The organism is Paenibacillus auburnensis (genome assembly GCF_927798115.1).
In the GTDB taxonomy this organism is placed as follows: domain Bacteria; phylum Bacillota; class Bacilli; order Paenibacillales; family Paenibacillaceae; genus Paenibacillus_AQ; species Paenibacillus_AQ auburnensis.
In genome coordinates, this window is the sequence record NZ_CAKMMG010000001.1 from 2,212,884 (window position 1) to 2,234,834 (window position 21,951).

General features: G+C 49.7%; 14 protein-coding genes. 1 reads left to right on the forward strand and 13 read right to left on the reverse strand.

What is annotated here, in order from left to right:
- Positions 1-52 precede the first annotated feature (52 nt).
- From L6H70_RS10290 to L6H70_RS10335, 10 genes are all read right to left on the reverse strand, one after another.
- Positions 53-1,651: a type 2 periplasmic-binding domain-containing protein gene (locus L6H70_RS10290; protein ID WP_236332500.1), complete on the reverse strand. Its 1,599-nt coding sequence runs from the start codon at positions 1,649-1,651 to the stop codon at positions 53-55.
- 150 nt (positions 1,652-1,801) lie between these two features.
- Positions 1,802-3,385, reverse strand: a complete 1,584-nt coding sequence (locus L6H70_RS10295; protein ID WP_236332501.1) for a helix-turn-helix domain-containing protein — start codon at positions 3,383-3,385, stop codon at positions 1,802-1,804.
- Complete coding sequence (locus L6H70_RS10300; RefSeq protein WP_236332503.1) at positions 3,382-5,166, reverse strand: cache domain-containing sensor histidine kinase; 1,785 nt, start codon at positions 5,164-5,166, stop codon at positions 3,382-3,384. The genes L6H70_RS10295 and L6H70_RS10300 overlap by 4 nt, the downstream gene beginning before the upstream one ends.
- Before the next feature lie 256 nt (positions 5,167-5,422).
- Entirely contained in the window at positions 5,423-7,003 is a 1,581-nt protein-coding gene (locus L6H70_RS10305; RefSeq protein ID WP_236332505.1) for a glycoside hydrolase family 43 protein, read from the reverse strand.
- Between the two features lie 19 nt (positions 7,004-7,022).
- Entirely contained in the window at positions 7,023-7,832 is an 810-nt protein-coding gene (locus L6H70_RS10310; RefSeq protein WP_236332507.1) for an SDR family NAD(P)-dependent oxidoreductase, read from the reverse strand.
- A gap of 19 nt (positions 7,833-7,851) precedes the next feature.
- A complete protein-coding gene (locus L6H70_RS10315; RefSeq protein WP_236332509.1) occupies positions 7,852-9,351 on the reverse strand; it encodes an MFS transporter in 1,500 nt (499 codons plus the stop codon).
- 248 nt (positions 9,352-9,599) lie between these two features.
- A complete protein-coding gene (locus L6H70_RS10320; protein ID WP_236332511.1) occupies positions 9,600-12,269 on the reverse strand; it encodes a glycosyl hydrolase in 2,670 nt (889 codons plus the stop codon).
- Positions 12,270-12,275: 6 nt separating this feature from the next.
- The gene (locus L6H70_RS10325) at positions 12,276-14,606 is read right to left on the reverse strand and encodes a glycoside hydrolase family 2 protein (RefSeq protein ID WP_236332512.1); all 2,331 of its coding nucleotides are present in this window, start codon (positions 14,604-14,606) and stop codon (positions 12,276-12,278) included.
- A gap of 16 nt (positions 14,607-14,622) precedes the next feature.
- Complete coding sequence (locus tag L6H70_RS10330; protein WP_236332515.1) at positions 14,623-15,426, reverse strand: SDR family NAD(P)-dependent oxidoreductase; 804 nt, start codon at positions 15,424-15,426, stop codon at positions 14,623-14,625.
- Positions 15,426-16,715, reverse strand: coding sequence for a glycoside hydrolase family 1 protein (locus L6H70_RS10335; RefSeq protein WP_236332517.1), 1,290 nt, complete (start codon positions 16,713-16,715; stop codon positions 15,426-15,428). The genes L6H70_RS10330 and L6H70_RS10335 overlap by 1 nt, the downstream gene beginning before the upstream one ends.
- 167 nt (positions 16,716-16,882) lie before the next feature.
- Here L6H70_RS10335 and L6H70_RS10340 point away from each other — a divergent pair, with 167 nt between their 5' ends.
- Positions 16,883-18,127, forward strand: coding sequence for a helix-turn-helix domain-containing protein (locus tag L6H70_RS10340; protein WP_236332519.1), 1,245 nt, complete (start codon positions 16,883-16,885; stop codon positions 18,125-18,127).
- A 331-nt stretch (positions 18,128-18,458) separates the two neighbouring features.
- Here the strand turns inward: L6H70_RS10340 and L6H70_RS10345 are convergent, their stop codons facing one another.
- From L6H70_RS10345 to L6H70_RS10355, 3 genes are read right to left on the reverse strand one after another with little or no spacing between them, the layout of a single operon-like run.
- The gene (locus tag L6H70_RS10345) at positions 18,459-19,724 is read right to left on the reverse strand and encodes an aminotransferase class III-fold pyridoxal phosphate-dependent enzyme (protein WP_236332521.1); all 1,266 of its coding nucleotides are present in this window, start codon (positions 19,722-19,724) and stop codon (positions 18,459-18,461) included.
- Between the two features lie 31 nt (positions 19,725-19,755).
- Entirely contained in the window at positions 19,756-20,535 is a 780-nt protein-coding gene (locus tag L6H70_RS10350) for an SCP2 sterol-binding domain-containing protein (protein ID WP_236332523.1), read from the reverse strand.
- 54 nt (positions 20,536-20,589) lie between these two features.
- Positions 20,590-21,942: an APC family permease gene (locus tag L6H70_RS10355; protein ID WP_236332525.1), complete on the reverse strand. Its 1,353-nt coding sequence runs from the start codon at positions 21,940-21,942 to the stop codon at positions 20,590-20,592.
- Positions 21,943-21,951: the final 9 nt, after the last annotated feature.

Here is a 21,951-nt window from a genome sequence, read left to right on the forward strand (position 1 = left end):
ATAGATCCGCCCGGCAGAAGACTATGCCGGGCGGATGATAGTGTTAATGCATCTATTTCTTAATTTTGGCGTACCATTCTCTGGCCCGCTTCGTTACCTCTTCGCCGCCTGACTTATTCCATTTTTCTACGAACTCGTCAAACTTGCTGATCGGATACTGCCCCAGAATAATCTTGCTGGCATATTCCACATAAAGCGTCCGGTTGTTGATGTCCGGATAACCTTCATATACACTGGCCGGCATACCGTCACCGGCAATGACTTTGGCATATTTCTGGGCTTCCTGCATATTGCGGTTAACCTGGTCAATTGCCCACATGCGGTCTTCCGAAGCGGTACTCTTATTGAGATCCATCATGAAATCAAGCGTGGATATTTTGGAATACGGATCAAGAATCAGGTTTTCCTGTGTGCTCTTATCATCCGGCAGCTTCGTGGCCTTGCCGTCTTTCATCGTATAGTGCATGCCTTCTACGCCCAGGTACAGGTCTTTCCAGACTTTCTTGTCATACATATTGTTGAGCAGCTTCAGGGTAGCCATCAGCTTTTTCTCGTCCTTGTTGTTTTTCACTACCCAGGCAGGAGGCGTGAATCTTTTCCACGTGTAGAAGCCTTCATAGCCATCAACCTTTTGCACAGGCAATACTGTGAAATTAGCTTTTACACCGGTATTCTTGAATAAGTTTTCCAGAGGCAGATAGCCCGACTCCACCCAGTGGAAGTAATTACCTACCTTATCCGATGTAATCTTGCCTTCCCATTTGTCCTTTGTGTTCAGCAGCGATTCCTTGTCGAGAAGGCCTTCCTTATACAGCTTGGACATAAACTCCAGAGAGGCTTTCATATTCGGAGTCACCGCAGAGTAGGTCAGCTCACCGTCATAAATGTCCCAGTCCGGGTAGCCTTCGAACATCGCTACTCCATACATCGCGAAGAGATGGTCCATCCAGCGTGCCTGCTCGCGTCCGCCTGTAGCCAGCTCATCCTGCTGTCCGTTGCCGTTCGGATCTTCATCCCGGAAGGCTTCCAGTACTTTTACATACTCTTCTTGTGTCGTAGGCATTTGCAGCCCCAGCTTATCGAGCCAATCCTGGCGGATCATGGCGGAATATCTTCCGTAGTCTACCATTCCCGGGATGTAATAAATCCGGCCTTGGCCGGTAGGATCATTGGCCTTGACGATATCCCACATGTCCTGCGGGATGGCGTTCCACAGGTTCGGCGCATATTTAGGCAGCAGATCTGTCAGATCGGCAAGCGCACCGTTTTTCGCCAGACTGTCCTCCAGCCCCTGCTGCGGCAGGAACAGATCCGGCATTTCGTTGGCGGCAATCTTCAGGTTCAGCTGGTTAAGATAATTCGTGCCCCCGTTCCACTCCACATACGGGTGAATGACGCCAACGCCAAGCTTTTCCTTGTAGAATTCATACAGCTTGCTTCCCTTCTCTATCGGCTTGTAGCCGATGTTGGTACCCCAGACTTCGATGTCAACAACCTCGTCCCCGGCTGCACTCTGGTTCTGATTCCCGCTCTGGCTCTGGTTCTGGTTAGCCGCGGCATTTCCGTTGTTGTTATTACCGCCGCAGCCGGTTACCGTTGTAATGGCAAGGGCACTCACTGCAAGCATCAAGCCGATCTTTTTAAATTTCATGTTCTTCCCCCTCAACAGACTGTTTTGTGAATCCGCTTACAATGAAAATGATATATTCAGCCGTATCTCTCTACAATTGGGCATTTTTAAGTTTAAACATGCTATTTTTAACATAAAAACCACCCCTGAAAGGAGTGGTTTTGCCCGCAATCAGCCATTGGGCAGATTCCGGCGGAATTCTCTGGGCTTGCAGCCTGTCAGCTTCTCGAACATTCTGGCAAAATGCTGGGTATCCGAATACCCGACCATCTGACAGACTTCATAGACCTTCAGGTCGGTATTCTCCAGCAGCTCCTTTGCCTTATCGATCCGTATCTGGGTCAGGAAATTGAGATAATTATCCCCCGTCTTCCGTTTGAACAGCTGGCTTAAATAATAGGGGCTGATAAAGAACCTCGCTGCCAGATCGGCAAGACTGATCTGCTCATTGAAATGCTTGGATACATACGTTTTAATTTCAGAGATGATGTCTTTTTTCTGGGACAGATTATGCTCCTGCTTGAAATGAATAACTCCCCGGATGACCTGGATCATCCACTCCTCCAGAACCTCCATTGTCTGAAACCGCGAGATACCCTCCAGCGACAGAATATGCCTGCCTACCCGCTCGTTTTGCTGCAGCTGCTGAAAGGAAAGCTTGCGGATGCTGGACAGCAGGATGCTCAGGCACCACTGCTGCAGCTCCGCCGGATTCATCCCCGGTTCGGCTGTCACCCCCCGGAACATTTCCCTGATAATGGCTACACATTCCTCCTCATTCATGTTGTCCAGCGCCTCTTCCAGCCGGATGATCTGCTCTTCGGGAACCGGCTGGCTGCGGCCGGTTAGCTGCATAATTTCACTGTAGGAGATGACCGGGTCTCCTCCCTTGATCACCTTATAGCTTAGTGCATTCCGCGCCTCTTCGAAGGATTGGCTGATCCCCGAAGCCCGCTTATACATAGTACCGATACCAATACTGACAGGAAGCTTCAGTTCACGGTCCAAAGCCTGCTTCAGGCCCTGCACCGCATGGAGCAGCCGCACGTAAGGAAGGGTACTGTTATGGGCAATTACTATTGCTATCTGCGGCCCGAAGTAGCGGAAGCGGTAGACTTTGTGGTAATGCCTTAAGGTCAGGTCGATCTGCCGGAAGAGCGGCTGAAAGCCAATTTCCTTAAGCTGCTCGGTGCCGCCGCCGATATCAAGCAGAACCGAATTGAACCAGATGCCTGAGGTAGGGATTTGCGCCTCCCGCAGCAGCTCCTCCACCAGCTCAGTGTGTTCGGGTCCGATATCGATAATGTCACGCAGCGTCTCCTCCTGAATACGGCTGCTGACTTCGTGCTTCAATTCATCCAGCTTCTGCAGTCTGATCCGGTCAGCACGGATCGTCTCCATGACCTGGATCACGCTGCTGCGCAGCTCCTCCTCTTCAACCGGCTTGTTGATGTAGAATTGCACACCCAGCTTCATTCCTCTTCTCGCATACTCAAAATCGGCATACCCGCTTAACAGGATAAACTTTGTTTTCACACCTGCTTCATTTGCCATTTGGATCATATCCAGACCATCCGCCATAGGCATACGGATGTCTGTAATCACAATATCAGGCTGCAGCCTCTGAATCAGGTCGAAGCCTTCCAGCCCGTTGTATGCTGCGCCGACAACCCTGCATTCCGGAAGATAGCGGCCGATAATCTTTTTAATGCCCTCCACAATGCCTTTCTCATCATCAATCAAAGCAATTCTCATCCCTGGTCCCTCCCGCTGCTCGGAATCAGGATTTCAATGGACGTTCCATCCTGTATTCCGGCAACAATCGTCAGATAATATCTGTCTCCGTAATGCAGCTTGATGCGTTCTGCGATATTTTGCAGGCCAAGCCCCTTCTCCGGCTGTTCATTCACATCCTCCAGCTTATACTTATGCGATTCTGCTCCATCTAGGGCGGCAAGAAGCTGGGCTCGCTTGTCCAGACTCATCCCGGCACCGTCATCTGTTATCCGGAATAACATCTCTCCCTGCTCCGTCCAGCGGCCCTCAATAGTAATGGTCATGATCCGGCTGTAGTCTTCAAATCCATGGTTGATGCTATTCTCAACGATCGGCTGGAATACCAGGGGAATGATGCTGCACTCAAGCATTTCATCAGGCAGGTTAAGCTCAAGCCGGAAGGAGTTATCGAACCGGATATTCTGGAGCTGCAGGTAATTTGCAGTGTATTCCAGCTCATGCTTTACCGAATGCAGCCTGCCTTCTTTATTTAAGGTCAGCCGGAACATGCGTGCCAGAATTTTTATCATGTCTGCCGTCTCGTCATCATCCTTAACCAGTGCCTTCATCCGGATGGATTCCAGGGTATTGTAGAGCATATGGGGATTGATCTGATTCTGCAGCGCAATAAATTTGGCCTGCCGCTGTTTGATCTCCCCGATATATACGTCCTCGATCAGCGTGCGGATGGTTATAATCATTTTGTTATAGCTGTGTACGAGGCTTCCGATCTCGTCACCCGTCTGCTCTTTCTCGATAGCGAGATACTGCCCGACCTCTGCCTGCTTCATGCTTCTGCGGAGTGCCTTGATCGGCTTCGTAATCGTATAGCTTAAACCGAAGGAGAAGAGCGTAATAATCAGACAGCTCATCAGAATAACGATGACCGTCATGCCCTTGATCTGATTAATTTTCTTCAGCAGCTTTGAGCGGGGTATTTCGGTCTTGATAAAGAGCTCTCCCTGCGATGTGCTGCTTAGCAGTACGATGTGATTCTTATCTTTCTTATCCTGAATGTACTCCTGGCCTGAATCAAGCACCTGCTTCCAGGAGATCCTGCCGCTGGCAGCATCAGAGTGGTACACGATCTGCTGCTGCAGATTTGTTATGACTACACTTATACCGTACTTATCCCGGGCCTGAATGAATTCATGATCGAGCTGTAGCAATGTAAACGGATCCAGATCGATCAGCAGCATCCCCGCATAGGCACCGTCTGAGCTGAACAGCACTCTGCCTGCAGTTACTACCGCCCCCTCCCCATTATCCTCATAATAGGAACGGTCATGCAGTCCGGTAATAAAGAAGGTCTCACTGGAATTACGAAGCCTGGTGTACCACTTCTGGGCAAGCAGGGCATTCTCATTGATCTTATTGGTAGAATTACTGAACTGATATACACTGTTATCCCTGCTGACCAGCATCACGCTGCTCATCTCTGATTTGAGCAGGGCCACCCGCATCAGCAGCCGCTGCACCGCCAGCCTTTGATCAATCAGTTCGTCAAAGGGCAGATTCCTGGCCTCACCGAGACTGTAAATTATATCGTTATCAACGAGAACGGATTTCGTAACTTCTTCATATTCTTTCAGAAATTCATTTAGAGTCGTGCGAATCTGCGACGTATACAGCGAAGCGAACTCCTCAGAGGAGTCCTCCAGCCCCCTGGCAGACTGCTGAAATATGAACGCGCTTACAAATGACAAGGGAATAACGCACACCAATACATAACCCAGCATTAACTTATTTTGCAGCTTCATATTTCTTATTCTGACAACGAACTTTTGCATCCCGTGTTTGAGCATCATAGGTGACCTGCCTTCGTTATTGTTCCATCTATATCATAGGATGTAAGCATCCTTAAATTCCTCTACATGAACTATACTATTATCAGTATATAATTACATAGGGATTTTTAATGGTTTTCAAGGGTATTTACAGGAAATTTCCCGCCGTGTATATAATAACTGAAGCCGAGCCCCTTTCGGGGCCGGCTCATTTAGGCTTCTCCTATAATCATTCAGACCGGGTGAACACTTCAAACAGATTTAGCGGCCTATCCTCCAATGGAACGTAATCAAAATAATCAAAATGCGCTGGCGTTTCCGCATTCTTTCCGCTGCCGGCCGCATACATCGCAAAGAACGTGCCGGCAAAGCCGCCTGCGACCTCCTTAGTAAGGAATGCAACCTCGCCTTTTCCAATAACCTCAGTTGTTGTCCTGTCTGGATGCGCATAAGTAAACGTATACATAACTTCATTCGCCTGAATACCCAGGATAACTTCGGATCCGTCATAATCCACTTCCGCTGCAATCTGCATAATGCTGCCCATCCGGCGTCTGAATATTAATTTGGGTACTCCGTCCCTCAGTGTCTTGGCAATCTCATAATGGAATTTTTCATTCATGAATACGGTAAGCCCGGCTTCCTCGCCCTCTTCGGGCAAGAACTCCAGCTTAGTACGGATTTCACAGTTTTTATGCTGCTGCCTGCGGCCAACGAACGCGGGTGACCCCTTTTCACTAAGGCCGCATACCCGCCCCTTCAACGTCAGATAACCCGGACGTTCCTTCAAAGACCACGAATCCGGCTCCGGATTACGGTAAAAGTTCCATACCGGCCCGAGCATTTCGGCATCAAAATCCTCTCTGTGTTCCCAGGCCGCCGGTTCCCCGAGCGGCAGAGTACCGGCATCATACTCCAACTCGGCCAACCCATGATTTCCTGCGACTGGCCAGCCTTCTTCGTTCCAGGAGACCGGTGCCAGATTCGTCTCACGGCCCAGGATATGGCGTTTAGCATTGCCGACCGGCCTAATGCCCAGAAAGACACACCACCAGCTGCCATCCTTTGCCTGCACCAGATCTGCATGTCCCGTTGCCTGAATAGGTTTGGACGTACTCCGGTTCGAGAGGATTGGATTAGCCGGATTGGATTCGAACGGCCCATACGGATTACGGCTCCTGGCAATCGTCTCCATATGCCCGTATTCAGTACCGCCCTCGGCTGCCATTAAATAATACCAGCCGTTAATCCGGTATAAGTGCGGACCTTCTGGATGGCTCCCGCCCGTCCCTTCCCAGATCAGTCTTCTTGTACTCAATAGCTTCCCGTCTGCTATATCCAGTTCCGCCTGATAGATCCCGGTCTGCTCGCCCATAAAGTCAGATGTACCTGTTACATACACCTTCCCGTCTTCATCGAAAAATAGGGAGGGATCAACCCCTCCCCAGCTGTCAAGGAAGACCGGTTCAGACCAGGGACCTTGCGGATTATCCGCCCAGACATAGAAGCTCTTTTGTATAGAAATATTGGTCGTGATCACATAAAACAAGCCTTCATGATAACGGATCGTGGGTGCATATATTCCCTGAGACCATCCCGGCGGGAATGAGCCCTGAAGCTGAAGCTGGCTGTCACGGGTCAGCACATGTCCGAGCTGCCGCCAGTTCACCAGATCCCTGCTGTGAAAGACCGGGATTCCCGGAAAATAATCGAATGAGCTTGTAACCAGATAATAATCTTCGTCTACTCTGCAGACGCTCGGGTCAGGATGGAAGCCGGGAATAACCGGATTGCTAAACGTCGTCTTCATGATCACACTCACCTCTGGATTATTGTAGAATTTCCGGATGCTCCCACTTGGTAGGCGTAAGCTTGCCAGCACCAGCGCCTGCGTCAACAGGAATCGCTGCACCACTTATATAACGTGCCAGGTCAGAGGCCAGGAATAGGGCCAAATGGGCAATTTCCCGCGGATCTCCAAGCTTCCCGTTTGGAGAGATAATTGTGGCAAATTCCTGTATCACTTCTTCAGGCGCCTGCCCCCAGATCGAGGTTCGGAAGGTTCCCGGGCAAATGGCATTTACAGTGATATTATAAGGCGCATAGTCGAGAGCTGCGCTCTTGGTCAAGCCCACTACGCCATGCTTGGATGAAGTATAGAGTCCCATGGAGCTGTTGCCCAATATTCCGGCCAGTGAGGCAATATTCACAATGAAGCCGCCTGATGATTTCGACCGCAGAATAGCCTCCACACCATGCTTCATACCCAGGAAGACGCCCTTCAGATCCACAGAGGTAATCCGGTCAAATTCTTCTGCCGAATATTCGTGGAGCGGGCGGTTGGGAGCAGCAATGCCTGCATTGTTGACCAGGCCATCCAGACGGCCATAGGTTGAAACCGCATAATCTATCATTCCCTTAATCTCCTGTTCGCTGCTGACATCGGCCTTGAAGAAAGAAGCTTCGCCGCCCTGTGCCTTGATCTGTTCAACAGTTTGCTGCCCTTTCCCGTTATTGATGTCTGTGACGACAACCCTCATTCCATTCTCTGCATAGCATTGGGCAATAGCCTCACCCAATCCATCGGCGGCGCCTGTTACGATAACCACCTTCCCCTTAACACTTGAGAAATCCGTCATCTATTCTTCCCCTTTCATATTAAATCTGGGCAGCTTGGCGCCTCGCCTCAAGCTCTTCCTGAATTTCGGCCATACGGTCCTTATCCAGCTCATAGAACTTCATTGCAATCAGGGAGATAATCCACGCGAGCAGCATTACTCCGCTGGCGAGGAACATTGTCATCCAGAAAATTTTACCGGAGTATGGTGTATCCACATCAGGAAATGCCGTTCTGAAGCCGATAAACGCGAGCATGATGCCGACAAAGGTCTGCTGTAGGGAAGACACTCCTTTATCAATGAATGCGTATACAGAAGAAATCAGTCCAGGGGCATAATAATTGGATTTGTACGCACTGTAATCAATGACATCGGCCAGCATCGGCATCATCAGGCCTGAACCTACATACCGTACAGCTCCGCCAACCAGATACAGTACCATGAAGCTGATGGTCATAAAGCCCATATTATCCATCCGGATTTGAGTGGGATCACCCAGCCACAGCAGCAGCAATAGAAGGCTGTAGCTGATGATGCAGGCCCAGGTGGCAATCACGAACCCTTTTTTCGAGCCGAATCTCATGGAGTAGCGGATTCCGAACACCAGCACTAATATATTCGGAATCATGCCTATGGCGTTTGTCGTTCCCAGCAGGCTGTAATTGCCGATAACAATGCCGAACAACATGACATTCACAATCTGATTTCCGGCGATTTGCAGGCTGAGCTTGTCGATCGAGGCAGCGATGACATACATCTGCAGCGGGCGGTTGCTTTTGAACAGGGGCCAAATCTCTTTTAATTTGATGGCTTCCGTTTTTTGGCCTGTGCCGTAGTTTTCACTGCGGTCCTTGGAGGCAATTCCAATAATGGCGAGAGTATAGGCAATACCCGCAATGATTACTGTTGAGATTGTCATTTCCTGAAAAAGCTCGACATTCGTATAACCGCCATATTTGCCGGTCAAATATAAGGACAGGTACACGGATGCGCCTGTGTAGAAAATCATCGTATAGATCATGGTCAGCCCGCCGAACAGAGGCCGTTGCTCCGGATCATTCGTAATAACGGCATTCCCGATATTGAGTGAAATCTGGGACAGCGCATAGCCGATAATAAATACAAAATACAGGACTATAAAATAAACAAGCTTCAAACCCTCAGGAACAAGATGGTTTGTAAAAAACAACAGAAGAGTCGAAGCAGCCATCAGAACATACGCGATAGCCAGAGCTGGCCTAACCTTTCCGAATCTCCCGTTGGTTTTGTCCAGCAGAATCCCCATAACCGGGTCCGTAACAGCATCCATAACCCTTGAACCGGTAATAATCAGTGAAGCAACCACTGTGCCCAGCCCGACAATACCGGCAGCATAATAGGATACAAGGCCCATCAGGAACATAAAGGCATTATGACCGAAGCCGCCGACCGGATAGATAGCCATCTGCCAGGCCTTTGCACGGCGGTATTTTCTGTCTCTCTCGGCTTTACTGGCAGCCTTCTGTTCTTTGATTACTTGTCTGTTTGCAATCTGCCCCACACTTTCCACACCCTTTCAAAATTCCGAATCATTTGCGCGGTAATCCAAGCCAGTAATCATTCCCGGGTATTTCTCGTCCTGGTTACGAAGTTAATGATAACGCTTTCTTTTTATTGTTTATGGTACTTTAGTCGTTTTTTTGGTGTTGTTATGATTAAATTTTACTACATTTATAATCGCATACATAAAAAAGCCGGCCTCTTTCCAACATAGAGGCCGGCTGTTCCTTTTAAAGTCCCATAAACGGATTAATATTGTCCCCGTATTTTTACCTCTCCCATAATTCCGGTAGGCTGCAGAAACGGAGCTTTGATAAAAGCAGCAAAGATACTTCCCTGATTCAGCGGCGAGAAATACTGCTCACGCTCCAGCGTGGTGGCCACCTCAATCCGGACTGTATTTTCTCCTGGATTTAACAACTTGCTGATATCAAATCTGAATGGCGGAGCAACCTGAATTCCCGCTGACTGATCATTTATGAATACTTCAACGCCTTCAAAAGCATCCTCAATAACCAGTACTGCCCGGTTCCATGCCGGAACGGATACATCATTCTCATAGCGGATAAAACCGGAGAACTCAGGATATTTCAATCCTATACTGGTGAACCCGGATATGGCCTGTTCATCATGGAAATGGGGATACTCCACAGCAGACGCGAGGCTCATGGTCCAGCCCTCCTTCAGAACCAGCTCCTCATCCGAAGACATTGGTGTGGTGATCCCTGTAGCCCCGGCATGGTCAAATACAATGACTACACTTTGATACGGCGGTATTTCTAATCGAAGTGCAGTTCCCCCGTCTACCGGATCCGCCTGCACTTCATGCAGGGTATTATTCCAGACATCATAACCGTATACAGCGCCTTGGATTGGGACGGTTACCGTTCCGCGGAACGTCTCAGCCATATTCTCGTTAGTGAACAGATAGAGATCGCTCTGTTGCCGGTAATGCAGATAACGCAGCATTGGAAAAGCCGGCTCCACTGCCAGCTCTGCAGCAGCGTGTGTCTGCAGCTCTCCAGCAAGCGCCTCTAACGCAGCCACCTTACATCCTGACAGCTCTGCAAGCAATTCCTGCTCTCCATCAAGAATCCCGCTTGGCAGGCCATCAATGAAGAGAACAAGGCAGCCTGCCTGCTGAAGCTCCAGAATAGCCTTGGCTGTACTTGCTGTAATATACTCCGAATAGGGAATAATCAAAGCCTTGTATTCCTGATTATTGACCTGAAGAATATCCCTAAGCCGGGTTTTGAACCGGTCCTGTTCCACAAATACATCGGATGGGATAATGTCAAAATCAATCTGATGGTCCATCAGGACATGGGCCGGTTTCTGGCTCAGCATATAATTCCCTGCCCACTCTGCCTCCGCATGATACAGAATAGCTGCCGGAGTCACACGTTTACCGTCACTAATTAGGGCGCACATCCGGTTCAGGTATCTCATCAGGGCACCGAAATGGCGGAACTGCGGATCATGGCCATTCGCATAGAAATGCGGGGGACAATCCGGGTCCGGATAAGGCTTAGCAGAAAAGGCATGCGGCACATAATGATTCACACCCCTGACCAGAAAATGATCCACAAGATATTTCATCATGCGGACGCCTTCACCCCAGCCGTATGCGCCGAAAATCTCGCACATGGTACGCCCATTTTTTACCGGATCAATAGCCGCAAAAGAGCTGCCCAGCTTCCCGAGAAGGTAATGGAAGAATTCCCCATCCCGCTCCCCGATAACCGTTCTTTTCGGATAGAGCTCGCCGCCTGGCATCACCTGGCCGCCGATATCATCAATACCGGACATATGCTGGCCGGACAGCCCGCGGAAGAAATGACCCAGACTGGATCCGGGTCTTGCATGCATGTTATTGTCTTCAATTAAATGGCCGATGTACTCTACATTCCGCTTCGTACACCATTCCCCGATCTGCCTGGAGAAATTCTCTTCCACGAGCCGTGTGATGATATCCATGTACACATAACGGACCTCTGCCGTCAGATCCGGATGATTACCTGACTCCCAGAGCAGCGGCAATCGGGATCTCCAGTTCTCACCAAGCCGGTCAAGCAGCTGTACCTCCACCTCAACGCTCCACGGAAGATCCTGCTCTGCGCCAATCGGCTTATTATCATTCATTTTCCCGTTACCAAGCTCCGGTTCATCGGAGAAGAAGCCGGCTATGGTACTCCCGAACTCTGCCTGGTAACGCGCGTAATGCGGCTCGTATACAGCTTCAATCAGTTTGCCTGCACTGATCTTATCCAGCATGTTGATATAGCCGTCCCGGCTCCCTGCATTGCGGGTCAGATAATTCACATATACGATCCATTTGCCTTCCGGAATATCCCATACCAGCTCCCCGTCTTTCACCAGGTGGGTAATATCGGTTAAAGTTGCCGTATCGAAGCCCTGATCCACACGTGCTGCACATACGCTTAAAAGTGTGTCATCCTCAAATTTCCTTTTTTCCTTCTTCGCCCGCATCGAGAACATGCTCGCTTCAAACGGGTTTTTGACGTATTTGGCATGCTTGGCCACGTTCAGCTGGGCTGACTTTACAGGTCCCATTACTTCAATAGACGAGTAATAAAGAAATTGCCGGCATAGTTCAGCAGGAGCCTGCTCCAGCGCGCCATTGGCATATCCCGTAGGAAAATGGCTGTCATCCAGTATCCAGACCTTCATCCCCCGTTGTTTCGCTTCATCGATAATAATGTCCAGATCCTGCCACCACCGGGGTCCGCAAAAGTCCGGGTGAGGCCTGCTCTCTATACAAACCGCGCCGATGCCGGCTGAATGAATCGCCTCCATATATTCTCTGAGGACTTCCTCCTCTTCCCCGTGCAGCCATAGAAAAGGGAAGATGTAGTTTTCTCCTTCCGCCTGAAGCAGACGCTCAATTTTTGTATTCATAGGAAGCTACCTGACCTTTCCTGCCTGCTTATTAATTTTGATCAGCTCTTGATTTAATTTGTTTATCGCCCGTTTGTTGAACAATAGACTATCATTATCCATCGCGGCCAGTGCATCGACTTTGAAGTTCTCCATCATGCCATACATGGGAATCTGGGTCAGATCACCCAGTACGCGGATTACTACGGATTTCGCGGCTTCATCAGCCATTAGATCCTGCAGCGTATCGCCAGAGGAATAGACTCCCTCCGGTATTTCCACCTCAACCCATGGCTCATTGTCATCAAGCTCAGGCAGAGTGAACCAGTTAGCAACCATTTCCCCTTTGTCCTCGTCAGGCGCGGAATAGCAAGGGGTCACTTCCGCAACTTTTTTAAACACGGTCAGATCAGTAAAAGAGCCCGTCTCATCTTCTGCTACAACCTCAATTTGAGTATACCCTTCTCCTAAAGCCACATTTTTGAACACCAGAATCCGGTCAGATCCGGACAACGTTCCGGTCATCACACCGTTAACGAAAAGAGATACTGACTTGCAGTTCGTGTATACTTTTAAATCGATGCTATTGCCTGCGCGCTCCAAATGCCTTTTCCCGGCAATATGGACGAAGGGGGTCGTGGACCAGTGTGCTTTATACATATAGAAAGCATCCTTCTTCACTTTGCGGTCATAGGTAACCAGCCCTTTGTTGTTGCGCCCTTTCACTCCGCCCTCATCCCGGACATTGGCCCCGAAATCGAACATATTCCACACATACGTAGCCCACAGGAACGGACGCAGCTCAAAAATCTTCCATACCTGCTCGTGGTAAAGCGCATGGTATTCCTCGGTGTAGTCCTTCACTATCGGCTGATCGCTATGATATTCGATAATGCCTTCAGCACCGTACTCGGAGATACACAGACTGGTATCCGGGTTGATCTCATGAAACTGATCAATCCACGGGCCGAAATCCTCCGCTTTCCCGTTATACCAGCCATAATATTTGTTATAGCCGATAACATCCGTAATATAGTTGTACTCATCCTTGTCATCAACAATAAACATGTTGGCCATCGTAGTCAGCCGGGTCGGATCCTCTTGTTTGGTCAATTCATGGAGCTCACGGACAACCTTACGGACCTGCTCCACATTCTTGCTGCCGATCTGGATTTCATTCTGGATGCCCCAGAACAGCACCGAAGGATGATTGTAATTCTGGCGGATCAGCTCGGTCATCTGAGACTTGGCATTTTCACCGGTCAGATCACTTTCCGACATCCGGGTAATAAACGGAATCTCGGCCCAGACGACCATTCCCGCACGGTCACATAAATCATAGAAATACTGGTCATGCTGGTAGTGCGCCAGACGAATGGAGTTAGCCCCAATTTCTTGTATCAGCGCCATATCTTCATCATGCTCGCAGGCGGTAATGGCCCAGCCCCTATCCTTACGGTCCTGATGCCGTGCCACACCGTTCAGCCGCACTGCTCTCCCGTTCAGGAACAGCCCCCTGCCCGGATCAACGTGGAAATAGCGTATACCGAAGGGAATAACAGCCTCATCCACTGTATCGTTATAGCGCTGCAGGGATACTCTCGCCTTGTAAAGATGTGCATCAGGAGCGGCCTCCCACAGCAGCGGATTCTTAATGGTTATAACCAGATCTACAGCCGCCGTGTCTCCGGCAGCCAGATTCACCTCGGCACCTGAAATGCCGGCAATCTTCCCTGTCTGATCCAGCAGATCGATCCACAATCTTACCTTGCTCTCTTCTGCGTAAGCATTGGTGATCCGGGTACGGACCTTCAACCTGGCTGAATCATCAGACACTTCTTCCTGAATAACATAGACTCCAGATGAACCCTGGTCCATTAAATCAATATGCACCGGATTTACGACGATAAGATTCACATCCCGGTAAATCCCCCCAAAGAAGGTGAAATCGGCGCGCAGCGGATACACATCCTCAAATGCTGAATTATCCACCTTAACAGCCAGCATATTGGGGCCGCCGAACCGGAAATGCTCGGTCAGATCAAACCGGAAGGTGGAATAGCCGCCGCGGTGCTGGCCGATATAACGGCCGTTCAAGTAAACATCGGCCACACTGTTGGCTCCCTGGAATTCGATATACACCCGGTTGTTCCGGTCTGCTTCGGATAGGGTTAGAGTCTTACGGTACCAGCAGGCCCTCCGGTCATATTCATGGCCATTTGCTCCATCAATTGCATTCCATGTATGCGGCAGAGTGACTGTTTCCCAGTCAAGATCGCTGTAACCCGGCTCTTTGGCTTCTATATCATCCTGTTTCGAGAATTTCCACACCGCATTCAAATTCAATACTTTCCTCATTGGAACATCTCCTTATCTAGAGCAAATCTTTCATCTTATCGGCAATCAGTCCGGCGGCCCGCTTAGGATTCAAACGGTACAGCTTATCCATCAGCCGGGAATCCTTGCCTGCGAGTACCCGGAACCGGTTCTGTTCGATGCCGTTAACAATGATTTCTGCAGCTTTTTTGGGCGTTAACAACTGGGCAACCTGCTTCTGATTCAATTCCTTGTTCTTTGTCTGGTCCAGCCCGGAATTCTTCATAATATTGGTACTGACACCGCCGGGAAATACAACCGTAACTTTTACACGGGTATTCTTAAGCTCCGAATGCAGTCCCTCTGTCAGCAGCTTCACTGCCGCCTTCGATGCGCCATAAATGGTCTGGCCCGGAACGGGGAGGAATCCTCCCATGCTCGATATGTTGGTAATATGGGCAGTTGGTCTAGTCAACAGATGCGGCAGAAAAGCCTTGACCATGAAAAGCGTCCCGTAGAAATTGATATCCATCACTTGCTTGATTTTGTCATATCCCAACTCATTCACAGGTACAAATGAATGGATGATACCTGCGTTATTAATGATTCCATCTACTGTTCCATGATGATTGATCACTTGCTCCGGAAGGGACTCCACAGCCTCACAATCTGTCAGATTTACGATATGTGCGGATAGTCTGCCGCCTGCGTCTCCAGACTGCTTCCTTGTTTCTTCTAATGCTTCTTCGCTTATGTCAACGGCAGCAACCCGTGCACCTTTGGAGAGCAGATTAAGCACTAGTTCCCTGCCAATCCCGCCTCCGGCTCCGGTAACGACAATTACTTTGTCTGCAACCTTCATCAATCTATTCCGCCTGCACTGATCGTACCCAATACGGACAAGCTCTCCTTCGGATGCCGCGTCTGGGTGGACCGGTCCACCGCAATTAATCCAAACGTCTGGTCATATCCTAATTGCCATTCGAAATTATCCAGCAGTGACCAATAAGTATATCCAATGACTGGGATGCCTTTCTCAATGCGCCGGTACACTCCATTTAGAGCCTGCTTAATAAATTCAACTCTCTCTTCATCGTTGTCCGTAGACAGGCCGTTCTCGGTAATGAAGATGGGCTTGCTCCAGTGCGAGGCAACGAAATCCAGCACATTGCCCAGCGCCGTAGGATAATTTTCGTAGCCCATTTTCGTCAATCTTGCTGTATCATCCGGGGGAACAACGCCCTCTGGACCATGAATTTTACGTGAGTAATTTTGCACGCCGAGGAAATCATCCTCCTGCAGGAACGGCAGATAATCCAGCAGATCCTCCTGCTGCTCCTTGCGTACTGACACCTCTCCTCCCGGCAATGCCTGATGGTCATAGAGCGAGAAGGTGATGCCCACCTGAATTGCCGGATGGAGCTCCTTGATAATGCTTCGCGCGGTCTCATGGCATTTCATGATAATGAGCTCCCCCTGCTTAGACCTTGGAGCGAGGAAAGGCTGCACTTTACTTGGATCGATTCCGAAGGTTTCACCAAGCTCCCGGTAATAATGTTCCATCCGGGTGCCCATATCCACATTCAGACCCACCTGAACGTCGGCCGTATCCTTCTTCTTGGGTGTGGCTGCACTCATCATCCGCTTCATAATCTTCGTAATCTGCTTGCCCATATTGGCTTCGTTAATGGTACAAATATAGGGAATAAGCTGGCCCAGCCGTGAAACAACATACCTGCAGTACTTGCCAAAGGATTCGATCGTTGCCTCGCTCTCCCAGCCCCCTTCGGAAATGAGCCATTTAGGCGAGGAAAAATGATGAAGTGTCACAACCGGTGTTATGCTGTGCCGGTGACAGAAATTCAGAACGTTTCTGTAGTGCTCAATTTCTTGTTCATTAAATTCACCTTTCACCGGCTCAATTCTGGCCCATTCGATAGAAAAACGGTAGGTGTTACAGCCTGCATTCCGGAGCAGCAGAATATCTTCTTCGTACCGGTGATAATGATCCACTGCATCCAATGAGGGCTCCTTATATACGGAGTTAGGTACATGCTCCATCGCCCAAAAATCACTATAGATATTGTGTCCTTCCACTTGATGGGCAGCTGTTGCCGCTCCTATCATAAAATCTGCCGGAAATTTACTCATGTTTTCTGTCCACCCTTTCTGATCAGCATCCAATGAAACCGTTATCATAAATACAAATCACCTTACTGCTAAAAGGATACCACTGCCTAAAAAAACATTATGGTATTTTAGTACTTTTTTTTGTAGCATATAAGCAAGAAGTTTGCTCCTGATGAAAGGGGATCAGCATGGACTCTAACCTGGAGAAGAACCTGAAATTATGTGACCTTGTTGCCGGTACATTTGATTTGCATGTGTTTTACATTGATCCGGCCGGTAAAATTATCTATGAATCGCCCAATAACCAATTATTGAACCCGCTGTATGAGAACCAGAAGCAGAGCTTATTTACCCGGTTGAATTTCTACGCAAGCAAGCCTTATGATTTTCCGCTAATCCAGAAGTCGGCCTTCTCTGAAAAGTTTATCTTAATCAGTGTGTTCAACAATCAGGCCTTTGAAGGCACCGTGTTAATTGGCCCGACGGTTGCTTATTCTTTATCGAGTGACCGGGTAAACGGGATCATCCATGATTCGCTGGGATTCTTTTTCCGGGATAAGGTGATCCAGTATTACAACTCCATCCCCGTCGTTCCCCATGAGAGGTTAATACAGTTGAGTTCGCTGGTCTTCCACCTATTTAATCAGGTCTATATTGCTCCAGAAACGGTATGGGAAAGAAACGGTAAACTGGCGGAGCCCTATGAAAAGATGGAGAAAAGTGATTTAATCGTCTCCCAAAACCTGCAGGCGAACACCTATCATGAACGGTTATTTGAGAAGAAAATGCTTGAAATCATCAAAGAAGGACGCGTTGAGGAATTAACCCAACTCCCTACTTTAAAAGAAGAGGAGGTAGCCAGCGTTTTGTCGAAAACCAGCTATTTCCGTTCAAATAAAAACCACATCATCACCCTCATCACGTTAGTCTCCAGAGCTGCCATTGACGGCGGCCTGCATGAAGAAGTCGCTTTCAGTCTGCATGACCGCTTTATCCAGCAGTTAGAAGAGGCGAATACCCTTGAGGGCATCCGGGAGCTGGCCAAAGAAGTGCTCTATACTTATGCGGAGAAGGTTCAGCAGGTCAAAAATGAACGCTATTCCAAGACGGTCACGACCTGTAAAGATTATATTTACAAACATATCTATGAGAACATCAGCCACGATGATATTGCCCGCAAAGTTGACCTCAGCCCCAAATACCTTTCCTCCTTATTTAAAAAGGAGGTCGGGATCACCGTGAGCGAATACATCCAGAACACTAAAATTAATGAAGCGAAAAAATTGCTTTCCCTCAGCAAAACGCCCATTTCTGAAATCTGTACGCTGCTAAACTTCAACGACCAGAGCTATTTCACCAAAGTATTCAAAAAGGTAAGCGGAGTCACGCCCATGTATTACAGGGAACGGCATCATCTTCTAGACAGGAAGTAAGACTGGACAATGGGGCCGGAACTCAATTCACTTGAGATCCTGGCCTGTCGCAGCTTCGGGCTTACCCTAAAGGACAGACTCAGCCCCCTCGTAGCAGTATGCTCGTTTGCTTCCATAAAAAAGAGCTGTTGACTCTAAATTCAGTCAACAGCTCTCTTTCTTAAATAGTGCTGTGCGTGACGTGTTTTGTCATAGCTGCTAGATAAACAGCAGGAACGCCACACGGCCGGATCCGAGTGTCGGCACTGCGAATCGGGGAGCAAGGCCCGCAGCCAGCGTACCCAGCTGATCCAGGTTCATGCTCCTCATGCAATGCTCTCCCCCGAGCCATTTAAGACACCCCCTCAAGCTCCGGGTGCATTTTCTTCACGGCCCGGAAGGCATCATCGGCCACCTCCAGCGTAAAGGCGATGTCCTCCTCTGTCAGCGCCGCATTAATAAAGTGGTTATGGTGGTTGGTAAAGAAGACACCACGCTGAACGCAGGCGGCGATCCACTCCTGGTGCAGTACCTGGCTCGGATCATTTGCAATCCGCATGTACCACATCGGCAGTTCGCCGCTGATCCGCAGATCGATACCATGCCCGGCGGCGACTCCGGCCAGACCGCTGGTCAGCCTGCTGCCGAGTTCCTGAAGCCGCTGAGGCGCCTGAATCGCCTTCAGCTTATTCAGCGTAGCGATCCCTGCGGCAAAGGGAACGGCCGAGAACCAGTAGCTCCCCGTATAGAATACCGAAGAAGCGGCACTTTTCAGCTCATCCTTGCCGCACAGGGCAGAGACGTTGTAGCCATTGGCCAGTGCCTTGCAGAAGCAGATCAGATCCGCCTCGAAGCCGTAATGATGATCCGAGCCGGCCAGATCCAGCCGGAAGCCGCAGCGCACATCGTCAATGATTAGCACAATGCCGTGTTTCGTGCAGAGTGAGCGCACCTTTTGCCAATATTCCTGCTCCGGCAGCTGGTTATCGACAAAATTCCCCTGAAAATAAGGACTGGCGATAAAGCAGGCAATTTGCCCCGGATAGGCACTGATCAGCGCTTCCAGCTGTCCGATATTGTTCCAGTCCACATAGAGGTTATTCGCAATCTCCTCCGGCGCAATGCCGGAATTCCCCGCAAGCTTCGTCCATGCAGCCACACCGTGATACCCCTTATTTACAAGCACCGCTTTGTTCCTTCCTGTGGCGGCACGTGCAATCATGAGCGCAAAGCTCGTAACATCCCCGCCATTTTTAGCGAAAAATGCCCAGTCGGCACTATGTACGGTAGCCACCAGCTGCTCGGCGAATTCAACCATTTTTACTGAAGGTAAGGTCACACAATCCCCCAGCTCCCCCTGCGCTCTCGCCGCCTGATCCACATCGTCGTCACGGTAGCCGAGGATGTTGGGGCCGTAAGCACACATATAATCAATGAACCGGTTGCCGTCCACATCCCAGAAATAAGCCCCCTTGGCTTCCCTGGCGAAGAACGGAAAGGCGCTAGGCGGAATCATGCTGCCCTCGACAGGACCAAGATGTCCATAGACCCCGGCCGGAATAACCTTCATCGCACGTTCGAATAGCAATCTGCTGTTAGTATATTTATTAGGTTCCATCTATCGATTCCTCATTTCATCCGGGTCTGAATTACACAAACTGCGGCACTTTAGCCAAAATATCATTCATGTGCTGAATCATCGGCAGCATTCCTTTAAGCTTCAGCCTCTCGGTAACAATCAGCTCATGAACATCTGCTTTCTCGCTAAGGACATCGTTAGCAGACTGAACGGTATCAAATACCATGTAGGCACTTGGAGCCGCAGGAGCGCTCTTCATTGCCTGAAGCCGACCCTTCAAGGCGCGCAGGAACACCTGCTGTCCGCTCTCCTCAATAGAGATCGAAATGACACCGTCTGGTATTCTCGCCGCAATGCGCCTCCCGATCTCATCATAATTCCCGATACAGGCCACGGCGTAAGCTGCCGTATTCAGCAGCAGCCGGGTATGGATGGCGAAATAGTCAGGATCTTTAAGGAGTACGTCGTCCGGCTTCAAATAATATTCCAGCCTTTGGGTCAGCTTCGTGAAGTCAGTGGTTAGGAATCCCCGCCGGGTCAGTCCGCGCAGCGGTATAGGATTCGCCTTCCCTTCAATCATCTTGTTGAAATGCTCCGGAGAACGGAAGTACAGCACAATGGATGAAGCCCCGGCCGGTTCTTGCATAGAGACCTCGCCGTCCGCTATAACCAGATCCGCTGCAGGTCCGCCCCGTATTTTGAACCGGATGGTATGCAGCTTGCCTTGTATCAGGGCAATTGAGGCAGGGTCCAGGCGGCATAATTCCTCCAGATTTCTGAGAACGGCATACAGATTAACTGCCGCTTTGGTGCCATTGACCGACGCTTTTACAGACTCCATCACAGGCATCGTCTAACTCCCTTCCTCTCTTGAAATGAAATGGGCATAAGTGTCTTTTCCCTTCTATAAAGAGGTATCGAACAGGCCCCAATCAGGGATTTGGGTGAATACTTTGGTCCTTACTGTCAGATACAGCAGCCCAGCGGCAAACCAGATTCCTCCCACCAGAAAAGCCTGAGGGCTCAGACTGGTAAGCAGCCAGATATTGCTCCCGATTCCGATGGCGGGCAGAAGCAGATAGATCAGGACTGCCTTGGGCGTACGAAGCCTTCTTTTGACAAAGTAATGAAGAATCACACACAGGTTCACAAACGCAAAAGCCACAAAAGCCCCTAAATTAATCAGCGAGGCCAGGGTAACCAGATCAAAGATCATACAGGCTGCTACCGTCAGCACACCGATAAAGACAATGCCGCCCACCGGTGTGCCATACCGCGGATGCGTGTAGCAGAACAGCTTCTCCGGAAATACACGGTCCCTTCCCATGACAAACAGCAGACGGGAGATTCCGGCCTGCTGTGACACAATAAGCGTAAAGACCGAAGCGGCTGTCACCAGCATGAACAAGGTTTCGAAGAGCGGACCGCCCAGGAATTCCACCAGCTCCACAGCTGCGGTATCACTGCTGATGAAGCTTCGGCCCTGATAGGCAAGCACGCCGAAATAGGCGATCAGGATAAATACAATTCCGTTCAGTATCGTCACAAAGATCAGTGTCCGGGGAATCGTCCGCTCAGGTTCAACCGATTCTTCGGCAATCGTCGTCACCGCATCAAAGCCGAGAAAGGATTGGCAGACCAGCGCGGTACCGGCAATGACGCTGAGCATGGAGAAGTCTGGATTCCAGAATGGGGCTGAGGAGAGTAAGGAGTGGCCCGGAGAGGGAGACACGAGGGCATAAATACATGTTCCGAAGAAAATAGCGATGAGTACAAACTGCAGACCCACCATGATCCGGTTAACCTTAATGGCCATTTGCAGGCCCCGGATATTAATGAGGGTGCTTAATGCAATGAACAGCGCCACCCATACCACCACAGGAATTACCGGCACCATCTCGTGCAGGGCCAGACCCAGGAACAGCACGGACAGCATCGGAACAAAAGCATAGTCAAGCAGCAGCATCCAGCCCACCAGAAATCCCGCTAGCGGATGAACGGACTTCTGGACATAGCCGTATGCAGAACCGGAGGTCGGATACACCTTGACCATTCTGCCATAGCTGTAAGCCGTAATGAGCATCACCAGAAAAGCAAGCAAATATGCTGCCGGCAGCAGCCCTTTGGAGAGCTCATTAGCCACCCCATAGGTCCCAAAGATAGCGATGGGCGCCATCAGGGAAATTCCGAATATCACTTGCCTGCCTTGCGTCATCACCCTGGCAGGAACATGTAAGACTCCCTCTGTTTTTTGCAATTAGCATTC

What these genes read in the sequence shown, in the direction of transcription:
- L6H70_RS10340 (WP_236332519.1), top strand. Translation starts at nt 16,883, where the DNA reads ATGGACTCTAACCTGGAGAAGAACCTGAAATTATGTGACCTTGTTGCC.
- L6H70_RS10330 (WP_236332515.1), bottom strand. Translation starts at nt 15,426, where the DNA reads ATGAAGGTTGCAGACAAAGTAATTGTCGTTACCGGAGCCGGAGGCGGG.
- L6H70_RS10305 (WP_236332505.1), bottom strand. Translation starts at nt 7,003, where the DNA reads ATGAAGACGACGTTTAGCAATCCGGTTATTCCCGGCTTCCATCCTGAC.
- L6H70_RS10290 (WP_236332500.1), bottom strand. Translation starts at nt 1,651, where the DNA reads ATGAAATTTAAAAAGATCGGCTTGATGCTTGCAGTGAGTGCCCTTGCC.
- L6H70_RS10345 (WP_236332521.1), bottom strand. Translation starts at nt 19,724, where the DNA reads ATGGAACCTAATAAATATACTAACAGCAGATTGCTATTCGAACGTGCG.
- L6H70_RS10295 (WP_236332501.1), bottom strand. Translation starts at nt 3,385, where the DNA reads ATGAGAATTGCTTTGATTGATGATGAGAAAGGCATTGTGGAGGGCATT.
- L6H70_RS10325 (WP_236332512.1), bottom strand. Translation starts at nt 14,606, where the DNA reads ATGAGGAAAGTATTGAATTTGAATGCGGTGTGGAAATTCTCGAAACAG.
- L6H70_RS10300 (WP_236332503.1), bottom strand. Translation starts at nt 5,166, where the DNA reads ATGAAGCTGCAAAATAAGTTAATGCTGGGTTATGTATTGGTGTGCGTT.
- L6H70_RS10310 (WP_236332507.1), bottom strand. Translation starts at nt 7,832, where the DNA reads ATGACGGATTTCTCAAGTGTTAAGGGGAAGGTGGTTATCGTAACAGGC.
- L6H70_RS10320 (WP_236332511.1), bottom strand. Translation starts at nt 12,269, where the DNA reads ATGAATACAAAAATTGAGCGTCTGCTTCAGGCGGAAGGAGAAAACTAC.
- L6H70_RS10350 (WP_236332523.1), bottom strand. Translation starts at nt 20,535, where the DNA reads ATGCCTGTGATGGAGTCTGTAAAAGCGTCGGTCAATGGCACCAAAGCG.
- L6H70_RS10335 (WP_236332517.1), bottom strand. Translation starts at nt 16,715, where the DNA reads ATGAGTAAATTTCCGGCAGATTTTATGATAGGAGCGGCAACAGCTGCC.